The organism is Streptomyces sp. NPDC015144 (assembly GCF_043079735.1).
In the GTDB taxonomy this organism is placed as follows: Bacteria; Actinomycetota; Actinomycetes; order Streptomycetales; family Streptomycetaceae; genus Streptomyces.
In genome coordinates, this window is sequence record NZ_JBIBUU010000012.1 from 12,117 (window position 1) to 32,307 (window position 20,191).

Genomic DNA, 20,191 nt, shown 5'->3' on the forward strand with positions numbered 1-20,191 from the left:
ATCCCTCCGTTCCCTGTCCATGGTCGCGCCTCACGCACCGGGGCGCGAACAAGACGGCGGACGGCGGGGCCCCGGCCGGTCCCTACGCGGCCGGGGGCCGGTGCTCGTACCAGCGGCGGTCGGCCTCCAGCTGGGCCGCGAGGGAGATGAGCCGTTCCTCGCTGCGGGAGGGGCCGAGCAGCTGTGCCCCGACCGGCAGCCCGGCGGAGGTGAACCCGGCCGGTACGTTGACGCCCGGCCAGCCCAGCACGTTCCAGGGCCAGGCGTACGGGCAGGTCTCGGCCATCGCCAGGTCGGTGCGCCAGGCGCTCAGCCCGTCGAACCTGCCGATCGGGGGCGGGGGCAGGGCGGTCGTGGGGGTGAGCAGGACGTCGTAGCCGGGGCCGTCGCTTCCGGTGCGGCGGAAGAAGGCGCCGATCCTGCGGTGCTGGTGGACTTCGCGCCGCCGGGCCGCCCGGACGACCCGGCCGCCGAGCCGGGTGCCGGTGCGCAGGGCGCTGCGGGTGCGCGGGTCGAGGAGGGCGGGCGCGGGGTGGCGGGCGGCGAGTTCGGCGATCCCGGCGGTGGCGCGGGGGACGAAGCCGAGGCCGATCAGCCCGTACCGGGGCCGGGCGGCCTCGACGTCGTGGCCGAGGCGGGCGAGGGCCTGGGCCAGGTCGAGGACGGCCCGGCGCACCTCGGGGTGGGGTGCGGAGCCGGTGAGGGTGAGCGGGGGGCGCCAGGCGAGGGCGATGCGCAGCCGGCCGGGTTCGCGGCGGGCGGCGGCCGAGGCGGCGACGGGCGGCGGGCGGTGCGGGTCGTCGGGGTGGGATCCCGCGACGGCGTCCAGCAGCAGGGCGGCGTCGGCGACGGTCCGGGCGAGCGGGCCGTTGACGGTCAGCCCCTGGAAGGCGTCGGAGTGCGGGTGGACGGAGATCCGGCCGCGCTGGGGCTTGATGCCGACCAGATGGGTCCAGGCCGCGGGGATACGGACGGACCCCGCGCCGTCCGAGCCGAGCGCGGCGGGTACGAACCCGGCGGCGACGGCCGCCGCGGAGCCCCCGGAGGAGCCGCCGGGGGTGTGGCCGGTGTGCCAGGGGTTGCGGGTGGCACCGAAGGCGTGGCCCTCGGTGAACGGCCACTGGCCGAGCTCGCAGGAGTTGGTCTTGCCGACGATGACGGCCCCGGCCGCCCGCAGTCTGCGGACCGCCTCGCTGTCGGCGGTCGCGGCGGGCAGGTCGCCGTCGCAGCCGAAGTAGGTGGGCATCCCGAGGACGTCGGTGTCGTCCTTGACCGCGACCGGGACCCCGAGCAGCGGCAGCCGCTCCCCCGCCGCGAGCCGCCGGTCGGCCTCGGCGGCCTCGGCGAGCGCGGCCTCGGCGCGGACCTGGCGGAAGGCGTTGAGGCGGTGCTCGCCGGCCCGGATGCGGTCCAGCGCGGCGGACACCTGCGCGACCGAGGTGGTGGTGCCCTCGGCCAGTTCCCGGGCGCTGTCGGCCAGGCCCGCCGGGGCGGCCGGTCCGGTCGTTTCCGCGGTGTGCGGTGAGGACATGGGCTGACCGCCTTCCTCGTATCGGCAGACACGTACGACGGTGCGCGGGGGCACGGTGGACCCGTACACCCGAACGAACTTACCGGAGGGTAACGACTGGGGTGCGCTCCGCTCAACCGTTCGGAGGAAAGTGCCCGGGGGCCGGGTGCGGAGGCTCCCGCCGGGGACTGTCAGTGGGCCTTGCTACGTTCGGTGACGGAAGACGATCAGGGGACGTACGACGGGGAGGGTCCGTGGAAGCGGAGTTCGAGGGCGAGTTCGAGACGCATCTGACGGTGCGCCCCGACCCCCTCGCCGATGGCGGGGCGGGGCGGGAGCTCGACCGGCTGGAGCGCTGGGCGCGGGAGCGCGGTCTCGGGCTCACCCACATCGTGCTGGACGGCGGCGCCACCCCCGACCAGCCGATGCTGACCGAGCGTGGCCGGGGTTCGCTCTCCGGGAGACGGGCCGCCGCCGGCCGGTGGGCGGCCGAGCTGGGTGCGGCGGGTTTCCCGGTCGTGCGGGTGAAGATAGAGGCCGCTCCGTGGAACGCGGACGTGCCGGGCAGCTCAGCCGAGGCCGCCGCGCTCCCACCCGGTCTCCACTTCGAGCATCACGTCAAGCTGCGGCTCTCCGGCGAGCCGGAGGTGGCCGTCGCCCGGGAGGTGGCCGAGCGGCACGGGGCGCGTCTGTCGCGCAACGCCCGCCGTCTCACCGGCCCCCGCTGCCACGAGCGGTTCGTCACGCAGCGCTGCCACGGAGTGGGCCGCCCCCGGGCCCGGGCCGAACTCGACGCCCTGCTCGGCGCGTTGCGCGGGGCCGGGCTCGATGTGCTGGAGGTCGAGGAGGAGTTCGTCGTGCACGACGACCGCCCCTCGGTGGACGCGGGCTGGCTGGACGCACCGGCCGGGGCCGCGCGGTGAGCGGCTGGGACCGGCCGGTTCCCGGCGAGCCGCAGTTCCCGGACGCGGCGCTCGCCCCGCGCTGGCGGGCCGCCCGGCGCGCGGTCCTGGACCATCTGCTGCGGGTGGTCGCGGGTTCGCCCCTGGGCGAGGGCCTGGTCCTGCGGGGCAGTGTGCCGCTCCGGGCGTGGGTGGGCGCCGCGGCCCGGGAGCCGGGCGATCTGGACTGGATCGTGCCGCGGCCGGGGGCGGATTTCCCCGATCCGCTCGATCCGTACCCCTACGTGACGGGCGTCGAGGAAGTGCAGCAGTGGCCGGAGGCGGCGCACGGGGCGGCCGCCCCCGAGCTGCTGACGGACGGCGAGTGCCACGAGACGGGCGGCGCCCGCCCGGTGCTCGCGCCGGAGGGCCTGCGCTGGGCGGTCTCCGACGATCTGGGCGTGTCGCCCGACCTCGACGAGGAGGTGGCCGACGCGCTGCGGGCCGGTCCGCCGCTGCCGGAAGGGATACGCGTCGATCCGCTCCGGGTGTCCCTGGACCAGGAGTGGATGTACCGGGAGTACGAGACGCCCGGGATACGGGTCGTGGTGCCCTGGGAGGCCGACGGGCTGCCGCCGGGCGAGCTGCGGATGGACTTCGCGCGGGACGAACGGCTGCCCGAGGCACCGGTGTGGACGGCCTGCCCCCGGGGTGACGGCGGGCCGCCGACACCGGTCCGCACCGCGGGTCCGGGGCTCTCGCTCGCCTGGAAGCTGCTGTGGCTCGCCGAGGACCAGGAGGCGGAGGGCAGATCCGGCGCCAAGGACCTGTACGACGCGGTGCTGCTAGCCGAGTACGGACGGACGGTCCTGCCGCCCCGGCTGCTGCGCGCGGTGCTGGGGACGCACGCGCAAGGGTTCACGCCCGCCTCGGTGCGGGACTGGCTGGTGGACTGGTCCGCCTTCCACGCCGCGCACCCGTGGGTGGCGGGCGGCCCGGACGGGCTGCGGGAGCGGCTGGCCGTCGCGCTACCGCCGCTGCTGGAGCGGAGCGCGCGGCGGGCCTGAGGCGGCCCGTGCCGGACGGGAAGGCCCGTGCCGGGCCACAAGGTCCGGCCCGGCACGGGCCCATGGGTGGGGCGTCCGATACAGGGCCTACGGCTGGACGCTGATCTCGCCGATGCCGGTGCCGATGTCGGCGCAGTGGGCGGTGGACTGGCCGGACTGGCCGGGGGCCAGGGTCACGTGCTCCCCGTCCACGTCCGGGGCCCAGCCGCAGACCAGGTGCACCCAGAAGGTCTGCGTCGTACCGCCGTCGTTGCTGCACAGCGCGTAGCCGGTGTAGTCGTCGACCGCGTGCTTCCCGGTGTCGCAGGACAGGCCCGGCGGTGTCGCCGCGGCCGTCGTGGCCGTGACGACGGACACCGGCAGCGCGAGCGCGGCGGCCGCTCCCGCCGTGACGGCGCCCCGGAGCACGGTCCTGGACAGACTCCCCCTCGACTTCTTCATGTGTGCGTGTCCCCCTTCGCTGGTGACGGACTCGGTGCGCCGACGACCTCCCCGGACACCAACGGCCCAAAACACGGCAAAACATCACTCTGCGTGCGCGCCGTGCCGGGGTGTCCGTCGCGCGTCCACACCGGCCCGGACGTACGCTCGAACCGTCGGAGGGCACCGGACCGGACCCGACGAGCCTCCGGCGGCGGGCTTCAGGGAGGCGACGTGACCGCTCGACACCACGCCACCCGCCGGACCGTCCGGACCGCGGCCGTCGTGCTGGGGCTCACCGGTGGTCTCCTCGGCGGCAGCGGCGTCCTCGGCAGTGGTGCGGCACGGGCGGACAACGGGATCGACACGCTCTCCGCGCGCCGGATCGCTGAGCGGTCCCGCGACGCCCTGCTGAGCGTCGACTCCCTGCGCGTCACCGCCCGCGGCGACCTCGGCGACGGGCGGCCGGCGAAGTCGCTGGACGTCGTCCTGGACCGGTCGGGCGACTGCGTGGGGTCGGTACGGCTCGGCGGCGGCCAGGGCTCGGCACGGATCGTGAAGCACGGCGACGAGGTCTGGGTGAAGCCGGACGCGGACTTCTGGAAGAGCCAGGTCCCCGACGGCGGTGCGGCCTTCGCCGCGATCCTGAACGGGCGTTATCTGAGGGCCCCGGCCTCCGACCCCCGGCTGCGCACCCTGACCGAGGGCTGCGACCCCGTCGTCTTCGAGCAGCTCGCGGGCGACGTCGCGCACCAGGACCCGGCGGGGCTGCGCAAGGCCCCGCGCACCACGCTGGACGGCGCCCCCGTGGTCCCGCTGACCAGCACCCGGGAGGGCAGGACGTGGACGACGTACGTCGCGGCCACGGGGCGGCCGTTCCCGGTGCGGATCACGGTCCACGGCGGCGGGGCGGACGCGGTGGTGGGCCTCTCCGGCTTCGGGAAGCCGGTGCCCTCGGCCACGCCGCCGCCGGACCGTACGTACGACATCAACGCGCTGCTGGGCCGTTCGTCGGTTCCGACGTGACGGCGGACCGGCCGGTGAGCACCACGTACAGCACCAGCGAGGAGACCAGGCCGACCGCCCAGCCGTAGTCGGAGAGCGGTTGGAGGGCCGGGATCAGCCCGTCGGCCGGGAAGGGCCCCTCCCCCGGCGCGGAGTGCGAGCCGCCGACCGCAAGGACACCGCCGACGGCGAAGGCGACGACGGCCCGCCAGTTCCAGCCGTTGACGTACCAGTAGCGGCCGCCGGGGCGGTAGAGGTCCGGGAGGTCGAGCACGGTGCGGCGGACGATCCAGTAGTCGGCGATCAGGATGCCCGCCACCGTCCCGAGCAGTCCGCCGACCAGCCCGAGCCAGGTGAAGATGTACAGCTCGGGGGTCTCGGTGAGCTTCCACGGCATGATGACGACCCCGACGACCCCGGTGATCAGGGCCCCGGTGCGGAAACTGATGAACCGGGGCGCGAGGTTCGCCAGGTCGTACGCCGGTGACACCACGTTCGCCGCGATGTTCACGGAGACCGTCGCGACCAGCACCGTCACCAGGCCGAAGAGCAGCCCGAAGACGTTGTCGGTGCGCGCCACCAGCTGGACCGGGTCCCAGATGGCCTCGCCGTACACGGCCTGCGAACCGGAGGTGACCAGGACCGAGAGGAGGGCGAAGAACGTCATGGTGGTCGGCAGGCCGAGCGCCTGGCCCCGGATCTGGGCGCGCTGACCGGACCCGAAGCGGGTGAAGTCGGGGATGTTCAGCGAGAGCGTCGCCCAGAACGCGATCATGCCCATCAGCGAGGGGAAGAAGACCGGCCAGAAGCCCCGCCCCCAGCCGAGCTTCGAGGGCTGGTCGAGCAGCGGGCCGAAGCCGCCCGCCTTGACCGCGACCCAGACCAGGAGCACCACGGCGCCGACGATCACGAACGGTGCCGCCCAGTTCTCGAACCGCCGCAGGGCGTCCATCCCCCGGTGGATGATGGCGAGTTCGAGCGCCCAGAAGAGCAGGAAGCAGAGCCAGAGCGTCCACGGCTGGCCGCCGATCACGGACGCCTCCGCCCAGCCGCCGAACATCTTCCCGAGCAGGGTGAAGATGCCGACGCCGCCGATCCAGGTCTGGATGCCGAACCAGGCGCAGGCCACCGCGGCCCTGATCAGCGCGGGCAGGTTGGCGCCGCGCAGTCCGAACGAGGCGCGGGCCAGCACGGGGAAGGGGATGCCGTACTTGGGTCCGGCGTGCCCGGTGAGCAGCATCGGCCCGAGCACGATCAGGTTGGCCAGCGCGATGGTGAACACGGCCTGTTTCCAGTCCATGCCGAGCGCCACCAGCCCGGAGGCGAGCAGCCAGGACGGGATGTTGTGGGCCATGCCGACCCAGAGCGCGGCGAAGTTGTACGTGGTCCAGCGGCGCCGTTCCAGGGGGACGGGCAACAGGTCCTCGTTGACGAACCGGTTGTCGGCGGGAACGGCGCCGGGGTCGAGCCCGACGCGCCCGGTGGGGCCGGGCGCGCCGGGTATCGGGTCCTGCGGCGGGGGCGGGGGAACGGTCGAGGTCATGGCGGCTTGGACCCTTCGCTCGGGAGCGGTGCCGTGCGGGGCGGGGCGCGTACAACCGTGGGGGGTGCGGGGGACCGTGGGGACGGGGGTCAGTCGGTGAGGGCGGGGATGATCCGTTCGCCGTAGGCGTCGATGGTCGCCTCGCGCGCGTCGTGCATGTCGTACACGGCGAACTGGTCGACGCCCAGGTCGCGCAGGGCCCGCAGCTTCTCGATGTGGGCCTCGGCGGGGCCCAGCAGGCAGAACCGGTCGACGATCTCGTCCGGGACGAAGGCGGTGTCGGGGTTCCCGGCCCGGCCGTGGTGGCTGTAGTCGTAGCCTTGGCGGCCCTTGATGTACGCGGTGAGTTCGTCCGGGACCATGCCGGAGTGTTCGCCGTACCGGGCGACCAGGTCGGCCACGTGGTTGCCGACCATGCCGCCGAACCAGCGGCACTGGTCGCGGGCGTGGGCCAGGTCGTCCCCGACGTACGCCGGTGCGGCCACGCAGATGGTGACCGCGTCCGGGTCGCGGCCGGCGTCGGTGGCGGCCTGGCGCACCGCCTTGACCATCCATTCGGTGAGGAAGGGGTCGGCGAGCTGGAGGATGAAGCCGTCGGCCTTCTGTCCGGCGAGGGCGAGGGCCTTCGGGCCGTACGCGCCCATCCAGACGGGCAGCCGGCCGTCCTTCACCCAGGGGATGCGGACGGGCTGCCCGTCGACGGTCGCCTCGCGGCCCTCGGCGAGGTCGCGGATGACGTCGATGGCCTCGCCGAGCCGGGCCAGGGTGTTGGGGGCGCGTCCGGCGACGCGCATCGCGGAGTCCCCGCGCCCGATGCCGCAGACGGTGCGGTTGCCGTACATGTCGTTGAGGGTGGCGAAGGTGGAGGCGGTCACCTCCCAGGTGCGGGTGCCGGGGTTGGTGACCATGGGGCCGACGACGAGCCGTTCGGTGTGTTCGAGGATGCGGCTGTAGATGACGAAGGGTTCCTGCCAGAGCACCGCCGAGTCGAAGGTCCAGCCGTAGCGGAAGCCGTTGTGCTCGGCGCGGCGCATCAGCTCGACGACGGCGGAGGCGGGCGGGTCGGTCTGGAGGACGATTCCGAAGTCCATGCGGTGCTCCTGGGGTGTCTGATGAATGAGTGCGGGTGAAGGAGCGGGGTCCGGTGCGTGCGGTCGCAAGGCGCTGGATCGTCCGCGGACGGGGTCTCCCCTGCTCGAACGGAGTTGAGAGCTCGGGGAAGGAGCCACGTGGGCGGTTCGGCAACGCCGCGAGCAGTGGGGTGTCCCCTGCTCGAGCGAAGCCGAGAGCTTGGGGATGTGCCGGACCCCGCGACGCCGCAGGCATGTGTCAGACACCCCCTAGTCGAGGTACTGACAGGTGGCGCGCGGGGTGTAGATGCCGTGTCCGGCCCGGCCGGTGAACGTCCGTCCGGCGATGACGGGTTCGCCGCGCGACAGGACGGTCTCGACGCGGCCGGTGATCCGCTTTCCCTCGTACGCCGAGTAGTCGACGTTCATGTGGTGGGTCTTCGCGGAGATGGTCTGCTCGGCCGCCGGGTCGTAGATGACGATGTCGGCGTCGGCGCCCGGGGCGATGGTGCCCTTCTTCGGGTAGAGGCCGAACATCCGGGCCGGGGAGGCGCAGGCGATCTCGATCCAGCGGCGGCGCGAGATGTGTCCGTCCACCACCGCCTGGTGGAGGAGGTCCATCCGGTGCTCCACCCCGGGCATGCCGTTGGGGATCTTGGAGAAGTCGCCGCGGCCCATCTCCTTCTGCCCGGAGAAGCAGAAGGGGCAGTGGTCGGTGGAGACGACCTGGAGTTCGTTGTTCCTGAGCCCCCGCCAGAGCGCCTCCTGGTGCTCCCGGGGCCGCAGCGGGGTGGAGCAGACGTACTTGGCGCCCTCGAAGTCGGGCTCGGCGAGGTTGTCGGTGGACAGGAACAGGTACTGCGGGCAGGTCTCGCCGAAGACCGGAAGCCCCTTGTGGCGGGCGGCGGCGACCTCGGCGACGGCCTCGTCGGCGGAGACGTGCACGACGTAGAGCGGGGAGCCGGCGACCCGGGCGAGCTGGATGGCGCGGTGGGTGGCCTCGGCCTCCAGGGCGACCTTGCGGACGTCGCCGTGGTAGCGCGGGTCGGTGCGGCCCTCCGCGAGGGCCTGTTCGACGAGTACGTCGATGGCGATGCCGTTCTCCGCGTGCATCATGATCAGGCCGCCGTTGTGGGAGGCCCGTTGCATGGCGCGCAGGATCTGGCCGTCGTCGCTGTAGAAGACGCCCGGGTAGGCCATGAACAGCTTGAAGGAGGTGACGCCCTCCGCGACCAGCAGGTCCATCTCCTTGAGCGAGGACTCGTTCACGTCGGAGAGGATCATGTGGAAGGCGTAGTCGACGGCGCACTTGCCGTCGGCCTTCTCGTACCAGGCGTCGAGCCCTTCGCGGACCGGGCGGCCCACGGACTGGATGGCGAAGTCGACGATGGTGGTGGTGCCGCCCCAGGCGGCGGCGCGGGTGCCGGTCTCGAAGGTGTCGGCGGCGTAGGTGCCGCCGAACGGCATCTCCATGTGGGTGTGCGCGTCGACACCGCCCGGGATCACGTATTTGCCGGTGGCGTCGATCCTCCGGTCGGCGCTCCAGCCGTCGGCCGCGTCGCTGCCGTGCTCCGCGAGCGCCGCGACGCGGCCGCCCTCGACGAGTACGTCGGCGTGGATCTCGTCGGACGCGGTGATGACGAGACCGCCGTGGATGACGGTGCGGCTCATGTACCCCTCCTCACTGTGGCGGAATGGGTCTACGCACGTAGAAGTGGTGCGTGTGAAGAACGTAGAAGTGGGTTACCCACTGTGGCAATACCGCTGCCGACAACCGCTGAAGACGTTTCTGTTTCCCGCGCCGGGCACTCCACCGGCCCACAGCGGCGCACACGGCCCGCATCATCGGTGAATAACGAAATGGTTACGGGTCTGGTCCAAATGTTGAGTACGGTTCACGCGCCCGTACCTTCCCCGGGGTGGGCCGCTCACCGCCGGGGACGAACCTCGTCCCCATCGCCGGGCTCCCCCGTTGCCCGGTGCCACCGACCCGATCCCCGGAGGATCCCGTGTCACTGCCGCGCTCCGCGCGTACGCTGCTGGCCGCCGCCACCGTCGCCGCCGTCGCCCTTCCGCTCGTCGCCACCACCGCCGAGGCCCAGGACCCGAAGGCCCCGGCCGCCGCCCCGTACGCCGGTCTGCCCTCCGGCACCAAGCAGGCGAAGACCCTGGTCATCGGCATCGACGGCGCCACCTTCGACGCCTTCTCGCGCGCCGACGTGCCGCGCCTCCAGCGGCTGATGGCCCAGGGGCTGACCGCCCGGAGCAACCTCTACGCCGACCCGATGGCCCCGACCGTCTCCGGCGCCGGCTGGTCCTCGATCGCCACCGGCGTCTGGCCCGACAAGCACAACGTGAAGGACAACAACTTCACCAACCCGAACTACGCCCGCTACCCGGACTACGCGACCCGGCTGGAGACCGCCGACCCGGCCACGTCCACCCTGGTCGTCGGCACCTGGAACCCCATCCCCCAGATCGTCTTCGGCGCGAAGACCGATCTGCGCGTCGCGGGCGGCAACGACGCGGGCACCACCGCCAAGGCCGTCGACTACCTCGCCAACGGCAACCCCGACTCCACCTTCGTCCACCTCGACGAGGTCGACGGAGCCGGCCACAGCAGCGGCTCGTCCAGCGCCGCGTACCTCAAGGCCCTGGGCGTCGCCGACACCCAGGTCGGCCGGCTGCTCGACGCCGTCGCCTCGCGGCCCACGTACGCGCAGGAGGACTGGCTGATCGTCGTCACCGCCGACCACGGCCACACCCCCACCGGCGGCCACGGCGGCAACTCCCCGCTGGAGCGCGGCACGTTCGTGATCGCCCAGGGCAGGGGCATCGCCCCCGGCTCGGTACGCCACGACGTCAGGATCACCGACATCGCGCCCACCGTGCTGCGCCACGAGGGCGTCGCCACCGACCCCGCCTGGGACCTGGACGGCACCTCGCTCGCCGAGCCGAGGACGGACGACTTCGACACGCTGCGCCCCGCGCTGCGCGGACCCGTCGACGAGACGAGGCTCCCGGCCGACGTGAAGGGCTGGACCGGCACCGCCCCCGAGGGCTGGTCCATCGACAACGCGAAGATGCCGTCCGGCGGGGTCACCGAGTGGCGCGGCTGGGCCTTCGCCACGGACGAGTTCTGGACCAACGCCGAACGCGGCCAGGGCCGGGAGACCAACGTCCGGGCCCGCGACGTGTTCGCGGTCGCCGACTCCGACGAGTGGGACGACAAGGCGCACGGTGCCGGGCAGTTCGACTCCACCCTGATCAGCCCGGCCTACCGGCTGAACGGGGCGGCGACGGCCACGGTCTCGTACGCGACGAACTACCGGATCGACGGCCCGCAGACGGGCGACGTGTACGTCTCGTACGACGGCGGCGCCCCGCGGCTCGTGAAGTCGTACCGGACCGACGTCAACACGGTCGAGCGCCTGGAGCTGGCCGTTCCGGCGGGGGCGCGGACGGCCCGGCTGAGCTTCCGCTACACCGGGACGAACAGCGCCTTCTGGACCGTCGACCAGGTCGCCCTCGGCCAGCCCACCCCGCCCTCGCAGCTCGCCGTCGCCTCGCTGGACGCCGGGACCGTGCTCCTGGGCCGTCCCGGCTCCGACTCGCCCTGGAAGGTCACCGCGAACGGTGTGGTGCGCACCGCGCAGGGCGCACCGGTGAAGGGCGCCGCGGTCACCGCCGAACTCACCGCCGGCGGCCGGGTCGAGCGGCTGACCGGCAGCACGAAGAAGGACGGCTCGGTCCGCTTCAGGACCACGGTGCCGCGGGGCGTCGCCACGGCCTCGCTGAGGATCACCGAGGTCCGCTACCAGGACCTCGCGTACCACGGTGAGCTGGACCCGGTCCGCACCCTGGACCTCACCCGCCCCACCGGCAACCGCGGCTGACCGCCCGGCCGGGCCCCGGAGCCGTCGCCCGGGGCCCGGCCCGCCGCCTCAGTCCGCGGCCCGCAGCGCCTCGCCCAGGATCTCCGCGCCCTCCTCCGCCTCGGCGATGGTGAGCGAGAGCGGTGGCGCGATCCGCAGCACGCTGGTGTTGTGGCCGCCGCCCTTGCCGACGAGCAGGCCGCCCTCGCGGGCCGCCTCGAGCACCGCCGAGGTGGCCGCCGGGTCGGCCTCGTCGGTGCCGGGCCGCACCAGTTCGATGCCGATCATCAGCCCCCGGCCGCGCACCTCGCGCACCCGCTCGCACCCGGCGCCGACCGCCCGCAGCCGCTCGATCAGCAGACCGCCGACGCGCCGGGCGTTGCCCTGGAGGTCGTGCTCCAGGAGGTACGAGAGGTTGGCCAGCCCGGCCGCCATCGTGACCGGTGAACCGCCGAAGGTGGAGATGGAGTTGGCGTCCAGGCAGTTCATGACCTCGGCGCGGGCCACGACGCCGCCGACCGACATCCCGTTGCCGATGCCCTTGGCGAAGGTGAGGATGTCCGGCGGCCCGTTCGCGCCGTGCGCCTGCCAGCCCCAGAAGTGGTCGCCGGTGCGGCCCCAGCCGGTCTGCACCTCGTCGGAGATCCACAGCACCCCGTGCCGGTCCAGGACCCGCCGGAACGCCGCGTACAGCCCGTCCGGCGGCGACGTGAACCCACCGACGCCCTGGACCGGTTCGGCGATCAGCGCCGCCGGGGGCCGGGTGTGCCCGAGCAGGTCCTCCAGGTCGGCGACGCACGCCTCGGTGAACTCGGCGTCGCCCAGATGCGCGTAGGGGCCCCGGGTGCGGACGCCGCCGTGCACGTAGAGCGTCTGGAGCGGCGACAGGCCGGTCGTCGACCAGGCGTTGTTGCCGGTGATGGAGACCGCGGAGAAGGACCTGCCGTGGTAGCTGTTGCGCATCGCGAGGATCTGGTTCGACCCGCGGTACGCGGTGGCGAGCAGCAGCGCCGTGTCGTTGGCCTCGGTGCCGGAGGTGGTGAAGAAGACCCGGGCGTCCGGGATGCCGGAGAGCGCGGCGACCCGTTCGGCCAGTTCGACCATCGGCCGGTTGAGGTAGAGCGTGGAGCTGTGGATGATCCGGCCGGCCTGCTCGGCGACCGCCTTGGTGACCTCGGGCAGGGCGTGGGCGGTCATGGTGGTGAGGATGCCGCCGAAGAAGTCGAGGTAGCGCCTGCCGTCGGCGTCCCAGACGTACCGGCCCTCGCCGTGGGTGATCTCCAGGGGCCGCTTGTAGTAGAGGGCCAGCCAGTCGGGCAGGACGGCGAGGTGGCGGTGGTGGAGGCTGCTCACGGCTCCACCAGTCCGTCGTAGGCGTCGGGGCGGCGGTCCCGGTAGAAGGCCCACTGCTGCCTGACCTCGTCGATGAGCCCGAAGTCGAGGTCCCGTACGACGAGTTCGTCCTCCTTGTCACCGGCGACGTCGCCGACGAACTGCCCCCGGGGGTCGACGAAGTAGCTGGTCCCGTAGAAGTCGTTGTCGCCGTACTCCTCCTGGCCGACGCGGTTGATCGCGGCGACGAAGTACTCGTTGGCGACGGCCGCGGCAGGCTGTTCCAGCTGCCAGAGGTAGGCGGAGAGGCCGCGCGAGGTGGCGGACGGGTTGTACACCAACTGGGCACCGTTGAGGCCGAGTTGGCGCCACCCCTCGGGGAAGTGCCGGTCGTAGCAGATGTAGACGCCGACCCGGCCGACGGCGGTGTCGAAGACCGGCCAGCCGACGTTTCCGGGCTTGAAGTAGTACTTCTCCCAGAAGCCCTTGACCTGCGGGATGTGGTGCTTGCGGTACTTGCCGAGGTAGGAGCCGTCGGCGTCGATCACCGCGGCGGTGTTGTAGTAGAAGCCGGACTGCTCGAGCTCGAAGACCGGGACGACGATCACCATGCCGGTCTCGCGGGCCAGGTCCCGCATCCGGCTGACGGTGGGCCCGTCCGGGACGGCCTCGGCCCAGCGGTAGTGCTCGGCCTCCTGCACCTGGCAGAAGTAGGGGGCGTTGAACACCTCCTGGAAACCGATGATCTTCGCGCCCTGCCGGGCGGCCTCGCGGGCATGTTCCTCATGCTTGGCGATCATGGATTCGGTGTCGCCGGTCCAGGTCGCCTGGACGAGGGCGGCGCGAACGACTGGGGACATGAGCTGCTCCTTCGACGCGGCGTCAGAGAGCCTCAACGCGTTTCTACGCCCGTAGACACGTGCGTAGAGGAGAACGTAAGCCCCGCCACACAGCGGGGCAAGACCATCGCCGCGAACCGGCGGAGTCGATCATGTTTCACACCCGTGCGGTCCACACGCGCGCCCCGCCCCGCTCCCGGTCCGCGACCGCCGGGCACCGATTTGTATTCTCGGCCGCAGCCCCGTTTCGAACGGGATCTGCGAGAGGATCCACCATGACCAGCGAGCCGACCCCCGACAGCCTGTCCGGGCTCCTCGAACGGGCCCGCCAGGACCACCGCGACCTGGTGGCGCTCGGGCTCTCGCTCGATCTGACCCGGGGCAAGCCCTCCCCCGCCCAGCTGGACCTCTCCGAGGAGCTGCTGGCCCTGCCCGGCGTCGGCCGGCACACCGCCCCCGACGGCACGGACGTACGCAACTACGGCGGGCTCCAGGGGCTGCCCGAGCTGCGGGAGATCTTCGCCGGGGTGCTCCAGGTCCCGGCCGGCCAGTTGCTCGCGGCCGGGAACTCCAGCCTGGAGCTGATGCACGACTGCCTGGTGCACGCGCTGCTGAGCGTGGTGCCCGGCGCGGAATCGCGGTGGGTCGACCAGGAGCGGATCGCGTTCCTGTGCCCGGTGCCCGGCTACGACCGGCACTTCGCGCTCTGCGAGCGGTTCGGGATCGACATGATCCAGGTCCCGATGACCGCCGAGGGCCCGGACATGGACGTCGTCGAACGGCTCGTCGCCGAGGACCCCGCGATCAAGGGCATCTGGTGCGTGCCGAAGTACAGCAACCCGGACGGGGTCTGCTACAGCGACGCGACCGTGGCCCGGCTCGCCGCGATGGAGACCGCCGCCCCCGACTTCCGGATCTTCTGGGACAACGCCTACGCCGCCCACCACCTCACCGACGAGCCGGTCGCGATCGCCGACCTGCTCGCCGCCTGCGCCGGGGCCGGCCACCCGGACCGGGTCTTCGTCTTCGGCTCCACCTCGAAGATCACCGCAGCCGGCGCGGGTGTCGCGTTCTTCGGCTCGTCCCCGGCCAACCTGGAGTGGCTGCTCGGCAACAACGCGAAGCGGTCGATCGGCCCCGACAAGGTGAACCAGCTGCGGCACCTGATGTTCCTGCGCGACGCCGACGGGGTGCGCTACCACATGGAGCGCCAGCGCGCCCTGCTCCAGCCCAAGTTCGAGGCGGTGGCCCGGATCCTTGAGTCGGAGCTGGGCGGCACCGGGCTGGCGTCCTGGACCTCGCCCAAGGGCGGCTACTTCGTCACCCTGGAGGTGCCGGACGGCTGCGCGCGGGAGGTCGTGCGCCGGGCCGCCGAGGCGGGCATCGTGCTGACGCCGGCCGGCGCCACCCACCCCTACGGGGACGACCCGCGCGACGCCGTCATCCGGATCGCGCCCAGCTACCCCGGGCTCACGGAGGTGGAGCGGGCGATCGAGGGGCTGACCGTCTGCGTGCGCCTGGTGGGGTACGAGCAGCGGGCCCGCTGAGGGCTGCGGGGCACGGATCGCCCCACCCCCTTCCCGTCAACTCCCGCCACATCGCTCCCCGTTCGAGTGGTGTGCGGTGTTCCGCGGAGTTTCCGGGGCGGTCTGGGCAGTTGTCCCAGGGGACCTGAACCGGAAGAAGGGGAAGTGGTGGGACTGTCACGCGATCTCGGGGGCGCCATCAGCGAGGGGCCGACACCGGCCGACGCTGCGGGCGCTCCCGCCCTGCCGTATCCGAGCGGCTGGGCGGCACTGGCGTTCTCCGACGAGCTACGGCCGGGCACCGTGCTCACCCGGCCCCTGGCCGGCGAGGACGTGGTGCTGTACCGGCTCGGCTCGGGCGCGGTGCGGGCCATCCGTCCGTACTGCCCGCATCTGGGCGCCCATCTGGGCCTCGCGAAGGTCGAGGGGGACGACCTGGTCTGCCCCTTCCACTTCTTCGCCTTCGGCCCGGACGGCGCCTGTGTGCGCACCGGGTACGACACCGCCCCGCCGAGATCGCCGCTGTCGCGGCTGCCGGTGATGGAGGTGAACGGCGCGGTGTTCGTCTGGCGGCACCACGACGGCCGGGATCCGGACTGGTCGATTCCCGAGTGGCATGTGATCGGCCACCGGCCCTCGCGCAGCGCGGCCTGGGAACTGGCCGGAAACGTCCAGGAGGTCATCGAGAACTCGGTGGACCTCGGGCACTTCGCCACCCTGCACGGCTGGAAGAGGGCCGAGATCGGCGGCCCGGTGGAGTACGAGGACGCGAAGTTCCACGTCTCGATGCGCGCCCATGAATCGGCGCCGATGCTGGGCGACTTCGTCGTCCATGTGGAGGTGGACGGCTACGGGCTGGGCTGCCTGCACGCCGATGTGCACACGCCCCGGCTGGGGCTGCGGATGTGCACCATGGTGCTGCCGACGGCGATCGCGCCCAACCGGATGCAGTTCCGGCAGCTCAACCGGATCGCCTTCGACGAGCCGTCCCGGCTGCCCGGCCCGCTGGCGCGCACGGTGAGCCGGACCGCGGCCCGGCTGCTGGACCGTGCCGTCTTCCGGTCCAGCTGCGAGTTCACCGCCGCCGACTTCCCGATCTGGCACCACAAGCAGTACCGGCAGCCGCCCCGGCTGGCCTCCGGTGACGGTCCGATCGGCCCGTTCCGCCGCTGGGCCCGCCGGTTCTACCCGGAATCGACGGACGGCGGCCGGACGACCCTGATCGAGCAGTCGAACGGGGTCGAGGTGCCCTGAGACCGGCGCGGTGGGCCCCGGTTCCCGACGTACGGGGAGCCGGGGCCCACCGCTGTCCGGTCCTCCGCTATCCGGCCAGGGGGACCGCGTCCGGTTCCGGGGCGCAGCGGGCGAGGATCTCGTCCATCGAGAGCCCCAGCGCGCCGGCCAGGGCCGCGACCGTGAAGAAGGCCGGGGTGGGGGCGCGGCCCGTCTCGATCTTGCGCAGTGTCTCGGCGGAGATTCCGGCGTCCGCCGCGATCTCGACCATGCTGCGGCCACCGCGCGCCTCGCGCAGCAGCTCGCCGAGGCGTTCGCCGCGACGGCGCTCTTCCGGGGTCAGGGGGGTGCGGACCATGCCGTCATTCTAATACCGCTTCGACCGGTATAGTAATTGGCATGGTGCAACTCAAGACGGACACATCCATCGATGCCATGCGCGAGACCGGCCGGGTCGTGGCGCGGCTCCTGACCGCCGTACGGGAGGCGGCGGCGGTCGGCGTGTCGCTGCGGGAGCTGGACGAGGTGGCGCGCGGGGTGCTGCGGGAGGCGGGCGCGGGCTCGCCGTTCCTGAACTACCGGCCGCACTTCGCCCCCACCCCCTTCCCCGCCGTGATCTGCGCGTCGGTCAACGACGCCATCGTCCACGGCATCCCGACCGACCAGCGGCTGCGCGACGGCGACCTGGTGAGCATCGACGCGGGCGCGAAGCTGGACGGCTGGGCGGGCGACTCGGCGATCAGCTTCACCGTGGGCCGGGCACGGCCCGCCGACACCCGGCTGGTCGACACGGCCTTCGAGGCTCTGGAGGCGGGCATCGCGGCGGCGGTCGTCGGCAACCGGATCGGCGACATCGCCCACGCCATCGGCACGGTCTGCCGAGGCGCCGGGTACGGCATCCCCGAGGGGTTCGGCGGGCACGGCATCGGCCGGGAGATGCACGAGGACCCGGCCGTCCCCAACGAGGGACGGCCGGGCCGGGGCATGCGGCTGCGCCACGGGATGGTGCTGGCGATCGAGCCGATGCTGATCGGCGGCGGAAAGGACGAGTACTACCCGGACCGGGACGGCTGGACACTGCGCACCACCGACGGCAGCCGCGCCGCGCACGCCGAGCACACGGTGGCGATCACCGACGACGGCCCGCGCGTTCTCACCGCCCTGTGACCGTTCCCGCCCTCAGTTGTTCTGGAGGAACTGCTTGGCGAGGGCGTCCCCGGCGGTGACGGCGGCGCTGTGGCTCTCGATCGGCGACACCTGGGAGTTCTTGAACAGGATGTACGTGACGCCGGAGTCGACCCCGCCGGTCTCCGGGTCCGGGTCGATCCCGAGGGCCTTGGCGGTGGCGTAGGACGCCTCGCCGATGATCTGGCTGGGGCCGGTGTCGCCGACGACCGCGTACTCGACCTTGTTGTTGTAGATCACGGCGACGACACCGCCGCCCTTGATCCCCGAGTCGCCGTACTTCCAGATGCTGCTGGCGCTGGGGACGACGACGTACGGCAGCTTCTCGGCGTTCAGCGGCTTTCCGGCGGAGGTCTCGAACGCCGTCCCGTTCTGGAACCACGGGTCGGTGTTCTCGTTGCAGGCGGTGGTGATCTCGCCGTCGCAGTCGATGTCCATGTCGGCCTTCCAGAACACGGCGCCGTTCTTGCCGCAGACCGGGATGGTCGCCGATGTCTCCTCGTCCGTACGGTACTTGCCGTTGGAGATCTGCGAGCAGGAGGTCACCTTGGCCAGCAGGTCGGCCGCGCTGACGGTGCCTTCCTTGATCCCCGGGCCGGCGTGGGCCGCGGGGGCCATGGCGGCGGCGCCGAGCAGGACGGCGGCGGAGGTGGCGGCGAGGGCGAGCGTTCGAGTACGCACAGTGGGGGGACCTTTCAATAGGAAAGTTTCCTTACCGACCGGCTCAACATGGCCCCGACCGGCCGCCACCGTCAAGACCGAGGGGCCGGTTCCGCGTGTGTCAACGCCCGGAACCGGCCCCTTACACAGGGTGATGACGGACCGTCAGGGCCGTCCGGACGGCTTCACGACCATCGCCGATCCGCCGCCCCGGCGGACCTTCTCCGCGGCCGCCAGCCACCGCCCGTCCGGCAGCCGTTGGACGCCCGTGGCCGCCCCGATCTCCGGATTGAGCTTGAAGGCGTGGCCCAGCGACTCCAGTCGTGCCCGGAGCGGGCTGTTCCACAGCTCCGGTTCGAGCTCCGTCGTCGGCGCGTTGCGCTGGCTGGCGCGCGGCGCGGCGATGGCGTCGACCAGGGGGAGCCCCCGGTCGACGGTGCCGATCAGCGACTGGAGCACCGTCGTGATGATCGTGGCGCCGCCGGGCGAGCCCAGGGCCAGCACCGGCCTGCCGTGCTTCAGCACGATCGTCGGCGAGATGGACGAGCGCGGCCGCTTGCCCGGACCGGGCAGGTTCGGGTCGTGCACCGCGGGGTCGGCGGGCGCGAACGAGAAGTCCGTCAGCTCGTTGTTGAGCAGGAAGCCGCGCCCCGGCACGGTGATGCCGCTGCCGCCGGTCTGCTCGATCGTCAGCGTGTAGGCGACGACGTTGCCCCACTTGTCGGCCACGGTCAGATGGGTGGTGTTCTCCCCCTCGTACGTGGTCGGGGCGGCCTTGCCACCGGTCGCGCAGTCGGCCGGGTGGCGCGGGTCGCCCGGGGCGAGCGGGCTGGTCAGCACCGCGTCGTCCTTGATCAGGCAGGCCCGCGCGTCGGCGAACCGCCGGCTCAGCAGCTCCCGGGTCGGTACGTTCTCGAAGGCCGGGTCGCCCACCCAGCGTCCCCGGTCCGCGAACGCGATCCGGCTGGCCTCGATGTAGCGGTGCAGGTACTGGGTCTCGCTCAGCTTCGAGACGTCGGTGGACTCCAGGATGTTGAGCGCCTCGCCGACGGTCGTGCCGCCGGAGGAGGAGGGGGCCATGCCGTAGACGTCGAGTCCCCGGTAGTCGACCCTGGTCGGCGTCCGGCGCAACGCCCGGTAGGAGCGCAGGTCCTTCGCGGTGAGGTCACCGGCGCGCACGACCCGGGTGGCCTTCGGGTCGACGGGCGGTCTGCGGACGGTCCGTACGATGTCGTCGGCCAGCTCGCCCCGGTACAGGGCGTCGACGCCCTCGCGCCCCACCTGCTCGTAGGTGCGGGCGAGGTCGGGGTTCTTGAATCGGGAGCCGACCACCGGCAGGTCACCGCCGGGCAGGAAGAGCTTCCGGGTCGCGGGGAAGTCGGCGAACCTGGCCCGGTTGCCCTCGGTCTGCGAGCGGAACGTTTCGTCGACGACGAAGCCGTCCCTGGCGAGCCGTTCCGCCGGCTTCAGGACCTGCCGCAGCGGCTTCCTGCCCCAGCTCCTGAGCGCGGTGTCCCAGGTGGCCGGGGTGCCGGGGGTGCCCACGGCGAGCCCGCTGGTCACGGCCTCGTCGAAGGAGAGCGGCTTGCCGTTCTCCAGGAAGAGCGAGGAGTCGGCGCCGAGCGGGGCGGTCTCCCGGCCGTCGATCGTCTCCACGGTGCGCCGGGCGGCGTCGTAGTAGACGAAGTAGCCGCCTCCGCCGAGGCCGGCCGAGTAGGGCTCGGTCACACCGAGCGCGGCGGCGGTCGCCACCGCCGCGTCCACCGCGTTTCCGCCCTTGCGCAGCACCTCGATACCGGCCGCCGAGGCGTCCGCGTCGACGCTGGCCACCGCACCTCCGTACCCCACCGCGACGGGCGACTTGGGCGGTGCCTCGGGCGCCCGCGCGGACGCGGCCGGGGTCGCGGCGACAACGGCGACGACAGTGGCGAGAACGGCGGTTAAGGACACATTTCGCGCGATGGAACGTCTCATGCGCACCTCCAGTGCGGGATCGTCCGCGCAGGGTATCGCCGGGCCCGCCGCCCCGTCAGGTCCGCCGTTCC

General features: G+C 72.7%; 17 protein-coding genes. 7 read left to right on the forward strand and 10 right to left on the reverse strand.

Annotated features, from left to right (window positions below):
- Window positions 1–82: 82 nt before the first annotated feature.
- Complete coding sequence (locus ACF08W_RS20695) at window positions 83–1,531, reverse strand: amidase (RefSeq protein WP_392280122.1); 1,449 nt, start codon at window positions 1,529–1,531, stop codon at window positions 83–85.
- 233 nt (window positions 1,532–1,764) lie between these two features.
- Between ACF08W_RS20695 and ACF08W_RS20700 the strand changes: the two genes are divergently transcribed.
- Both ACF08W_RS20700 and ACF08W_RS20705 read left to right on the forward strand, forming a co-directional pair.
- Window positions 1,765–2,433, forward strand: a complete 669-nt coding sequence (locus ACF08W_RS20700) for a hypothetical protein (protein WP_392280123.1) — start codon at window positions 1,765–1,767, stop codon at window positions 2,431–2,433.
- Entirely contained in the window at window positions 2,430–3,458 is a 1,029-nt protein-coding gene (locus ACF08W_RS20705; protein ID WP_392280124.1) for a nucleotidyl transferase AbiEii/AbiGii toxin family protein, read from the forward strand. The genes ACF08W_RS20700 and ACF08W_RS20705 overlap by 4 nt, the downstream gene beginning before the upstream one ends.
- Before the next feature lie 87 nt (window positions 3,459–3,545).
- On the opposite strand, the gene ACF08W_RS20710 is transcribed toward ACF08W_RS20705, so the two are convergent.
- On the reverse strand, window positions 3,546–3,899 hold the full coding sequence (locus ACF08W_RS20710) for a hypothetical protein (protein ID WP_385216259.1): 354 nt from the start codon (window positions 3,897–3,899) through the stop codon (window positions 3,546–3,548).
- 213 nt (window positions 3,900–4,112) lie between these two features.
- Between ACF08W_RS20710 and ACF08W_RS20715 the strand changes: the two genes are divergently transcribed.
- Window positions 4,113–4,904, forward strand: a complete 792-nt coding sequence (locus ACF08W_RS20715) for a hypothetical protein (RefSeq protein WP_392280125.1) — start codon at window positions 4,113–4,115, stop codon at window positions 4,902–4,904.
- Here ACF08W_RS20715 and ACF08W_RS20720 read toward each other — a convergent pair.
- The 3 genes from ACF08W_RS20720 to hydA all read right to left on the reverse strand — a co-directional run bounded on the left by ACF08W_RS20720 (window position 4,867) and on the right by hydA (window position 9,167).
- The gene (locus ACF08W_RS20720) at window positions 4,867–6,426 is read right to left on the reverse strand and encodes an NCS1 family nucleobase:cation symporter-1 (RefSeq protein ID WP_392280126.1); all 1,560 of its coding nucleotides are present in this window, start codon (window positions 6,424–6,426) and stop codon (window positions 4,867–4,869) included. The genes ACF08W_RS20715 and ACF08W_RS20720 overlap by 38 nt on opposite strands.
- Before the next feature lie 89 nt (window positions 6,427–6,515).
- Window positions 6,516–7,517, reverse strand: a complete 1,002-nt coding sequence (locus tag ACF08W_RS20725) for a TIGR03842 family LLM class F420-dependent oxidoreductase (protein WP_352280489.1) — start codon at window positions 7,515–7,517, stop codon at window positions 6,516–6,518.
- Window positions 7,518–7,766: 249 nt separating this feature from the next.
- Entirely contained in the window at window positions 7,767–9,167 is a 1,401-nt protein-coding gene (gene hydA / locus ACF08W_RS20730) for a dihydropyrimidinase (RefSeq protein ID WP_352280488.1), read from the reverse strand.
- A 338-nt stretch (window positions 9,168–9,505) separates the two neighbouring features.
- Here hydA and ACF08W_RS20735 point away from each other — a divergent pair, with 338 nt between their 5' ends.
- On the forward strand, window positions 9,506–11,392 hold the full coding sequence (locus ACF08W_RS20735) for an alkaline phosphatase family protein (protein ID WP_392280127.1): 1,887 nt from the start codon (window positions 9,506–9,508) through the stop codon (window positions 11,390–11,392).
- Between the two features lie 48 nt (window positions 11,393–11,440).
- On the opposite strand, the gene ACF08W_RS20740 is transcribed toward ACF08W_RS20735, so the two are convergent.
- Window positions 11,441–12,724, reverse strand: coding sequence for an aspartate aminotransferase family protein (locus tag ACF08W_RS20740; RefSeq protein WP_385216241.1), 1,284 nt, complete (start codon window positions 12,722–12,724; stop codon window positions 11,441–11,443).
- Entirely contained in the window at window positions 12,721–13,563 is an 843-nt protein-coding gene (locus tag ACF08W_RS20745; RefSeq protein WP_352280485.1) for a nitrilase-related carbon-nitrogen hydrolase, read from the reverse strand. Before ACF08W_RS20745 ends, ACF08W_RS20740 begins: the two co-directional genes overlap by 4 nt.
- Before the next feature lie 254 nt (window positions 13,564–13,817).
- Between ACF08W_RS20745 and ACF08W_RS20750 the strand changes: the two genes are divergently transcribed.
- Window positions 13,818–15,089, forward strand: a complete 1,272-nt coding sequence (locus ACF08W_RS20750) for an aminotransferase class I/II-fold pyridoxal phosphate-dependent enzyme (RefSeq protein WP_352280484.1) — start codon at window positions 13,818–13,820, stop codon at window positions 15,087–15,089.
- 147 nt (window positions 15,090–15,236) lie between these two features.
- Window positions 15,237–16,322 carry a Rieske 2Fe-2S domain-containing protein gene (locus ACF08W_RS20755; protein WP_392280236.1) on the forward strand — a complete coding sequence of 362 codons (1,086 nt, stop codon included), beginning with the start codon at window positions 15,237–15,239 and terminating at the stop codon, window positions 16,320–16,322.
- 67 nt (window positions 16,323–16,389) lie between these two features.
- Here ACF08W_RS20755 and ACF08W_RS20760 read toward each other — a convergent pair whose 3' ends face one another.
- Window positions 16,390–16,659 (reverse strand): helix-turn-helix transcriptional regulator, encoded by a 270-nt coding sequence (locus ACF08W_RS20760; RefSeq protein ID WP_352280483.1) that lies wholly within the window; start codon window positions 16,657–16,659, stop codon window positions 16,390–16,392.
- A 41-nt stretch (window positions 16,660–16,700) separates the two neighbouring features.
- Between ACF08W_RS20760 and map the strand changes: the two genes are divergently transcribed.
- Window positions 16,701–17,468, forward strand: a complete 768-nt coding sequence (map, locus tag ACF08W_RS20765) for a type I methionyl aminopeptidase (RefSeq protein ID WP_385216235.1) — start codon at window positions 16,701–16,703, stop codon at window positions 17,466–17,468.
- Between the two features lie 12 nt (window positions 17,469–17,480).
- Here map and ACF08W_RS20770 read toward each other — a convergent pair whose 3' ends face one another.
- Window positions 17,481–18,167: a glycoside hydrolase family 75 protein gene (locus ACF08W_RS20770; protein ID WP_352280481.1), complete on the reverse strand. Its 687-nt coding sequence runs from the start codon at window positions 18,165–18,167 to the stop codon at window positions 17,481–17,483.
- Between the two features lie 144 nt (window positions 18,168–18,311).
- Window positions 18,312–20,120 (reverse strand): gamma-glutamyltransferase, encoded by a 1,809-nt coding sequence (gene ggt, locus ACF08W_RS20775; protein ID WP_392280128.1) that lies wholly within the window; start codon window positions 20,118–20,120, stop codon window positions 18,312–18,314.
- Window positions 20,121–20,191: the final 71 nt, after the last annotated feature.

What these genes read in the sequence shown, in the direction of transcription:
- ACF08W_RS20695 (WP_392280122.1), bottom strand. Translation starts at nt 1,531, where the DNA reads ATGTCCTCACCGCACACCGCGGAAACGACCGGACCGGCCGCCCCGGCG.
- ACF08W_RS20710 (WP_385216259.1), bottom strand. Translation starts at nt 3,899, where the DNA reads ATGAAGAAGTCGAGGGGGAGTCTGTCCAGGACCGTGCTCCGGGGCGCC.
- ACF08W_RS20720 (WP_392280126.1), bottom strand. Translation starts at nt 6,426, where the DNA reads ATGACCTCGACCGTTCCCCCGCCCCCGCCGCAGGACCCGATACCCGGC.
- ACF08W_RS20725 (WP_352280489.1), bottom strand. Translation starts at nt 7,517, where the DNA reads ATGGACTTCGGAATCGTCCTCCAGACCGACCCGCCCGCCTCCGCCGTC.
- hydA (WP_352280488.1), bottom strand. Translation starts at nt 9,167, where the DNA reads ATGAGCCGCACCGTCATCCACGGCGGTCTCGTCATCACCGCGTCCGAC.
- ACF08W_RS20745 (WP_352280485.1), bottom strand. Translation starts at nt 13,563, where the DNA reads ATGTCCCCAGTCGTTCGCGCCGCCCTCGTCCAGGCGACCTGGACCGGC.
- ACF08W_RS20750 (WP_352280484.1), top strand. Translation starts at nt 13,818, where the DNA reads ATGACCAGCGAGCCGACCCCCGACAGCCTGTCCGGGCTCCTCGAACGG.
- ACF08W_RS20760 (WP_352280483.1), bottom strand. Translation starts at nt 16,659, where the DNA reads ATGGTCCGCACCCCCCTGACCCCGGAAGAGCGCCGTCGCGGCGAACGC.
- map (WP_385216235.1), top strand. Translation starts at nt 16,701, where the DNA reads ATGGTGCAACTCAAGACGGACACATCCATCGATGCCATGCGCGAGACC.
- ggt (WP_392280128.1), bottom strand. Translation starts at nt 20,120, where the DNA reads ATGAGACGTTCCATCGCGCGAAATGTGTCCTTAACCGCCGTTCTCGCC.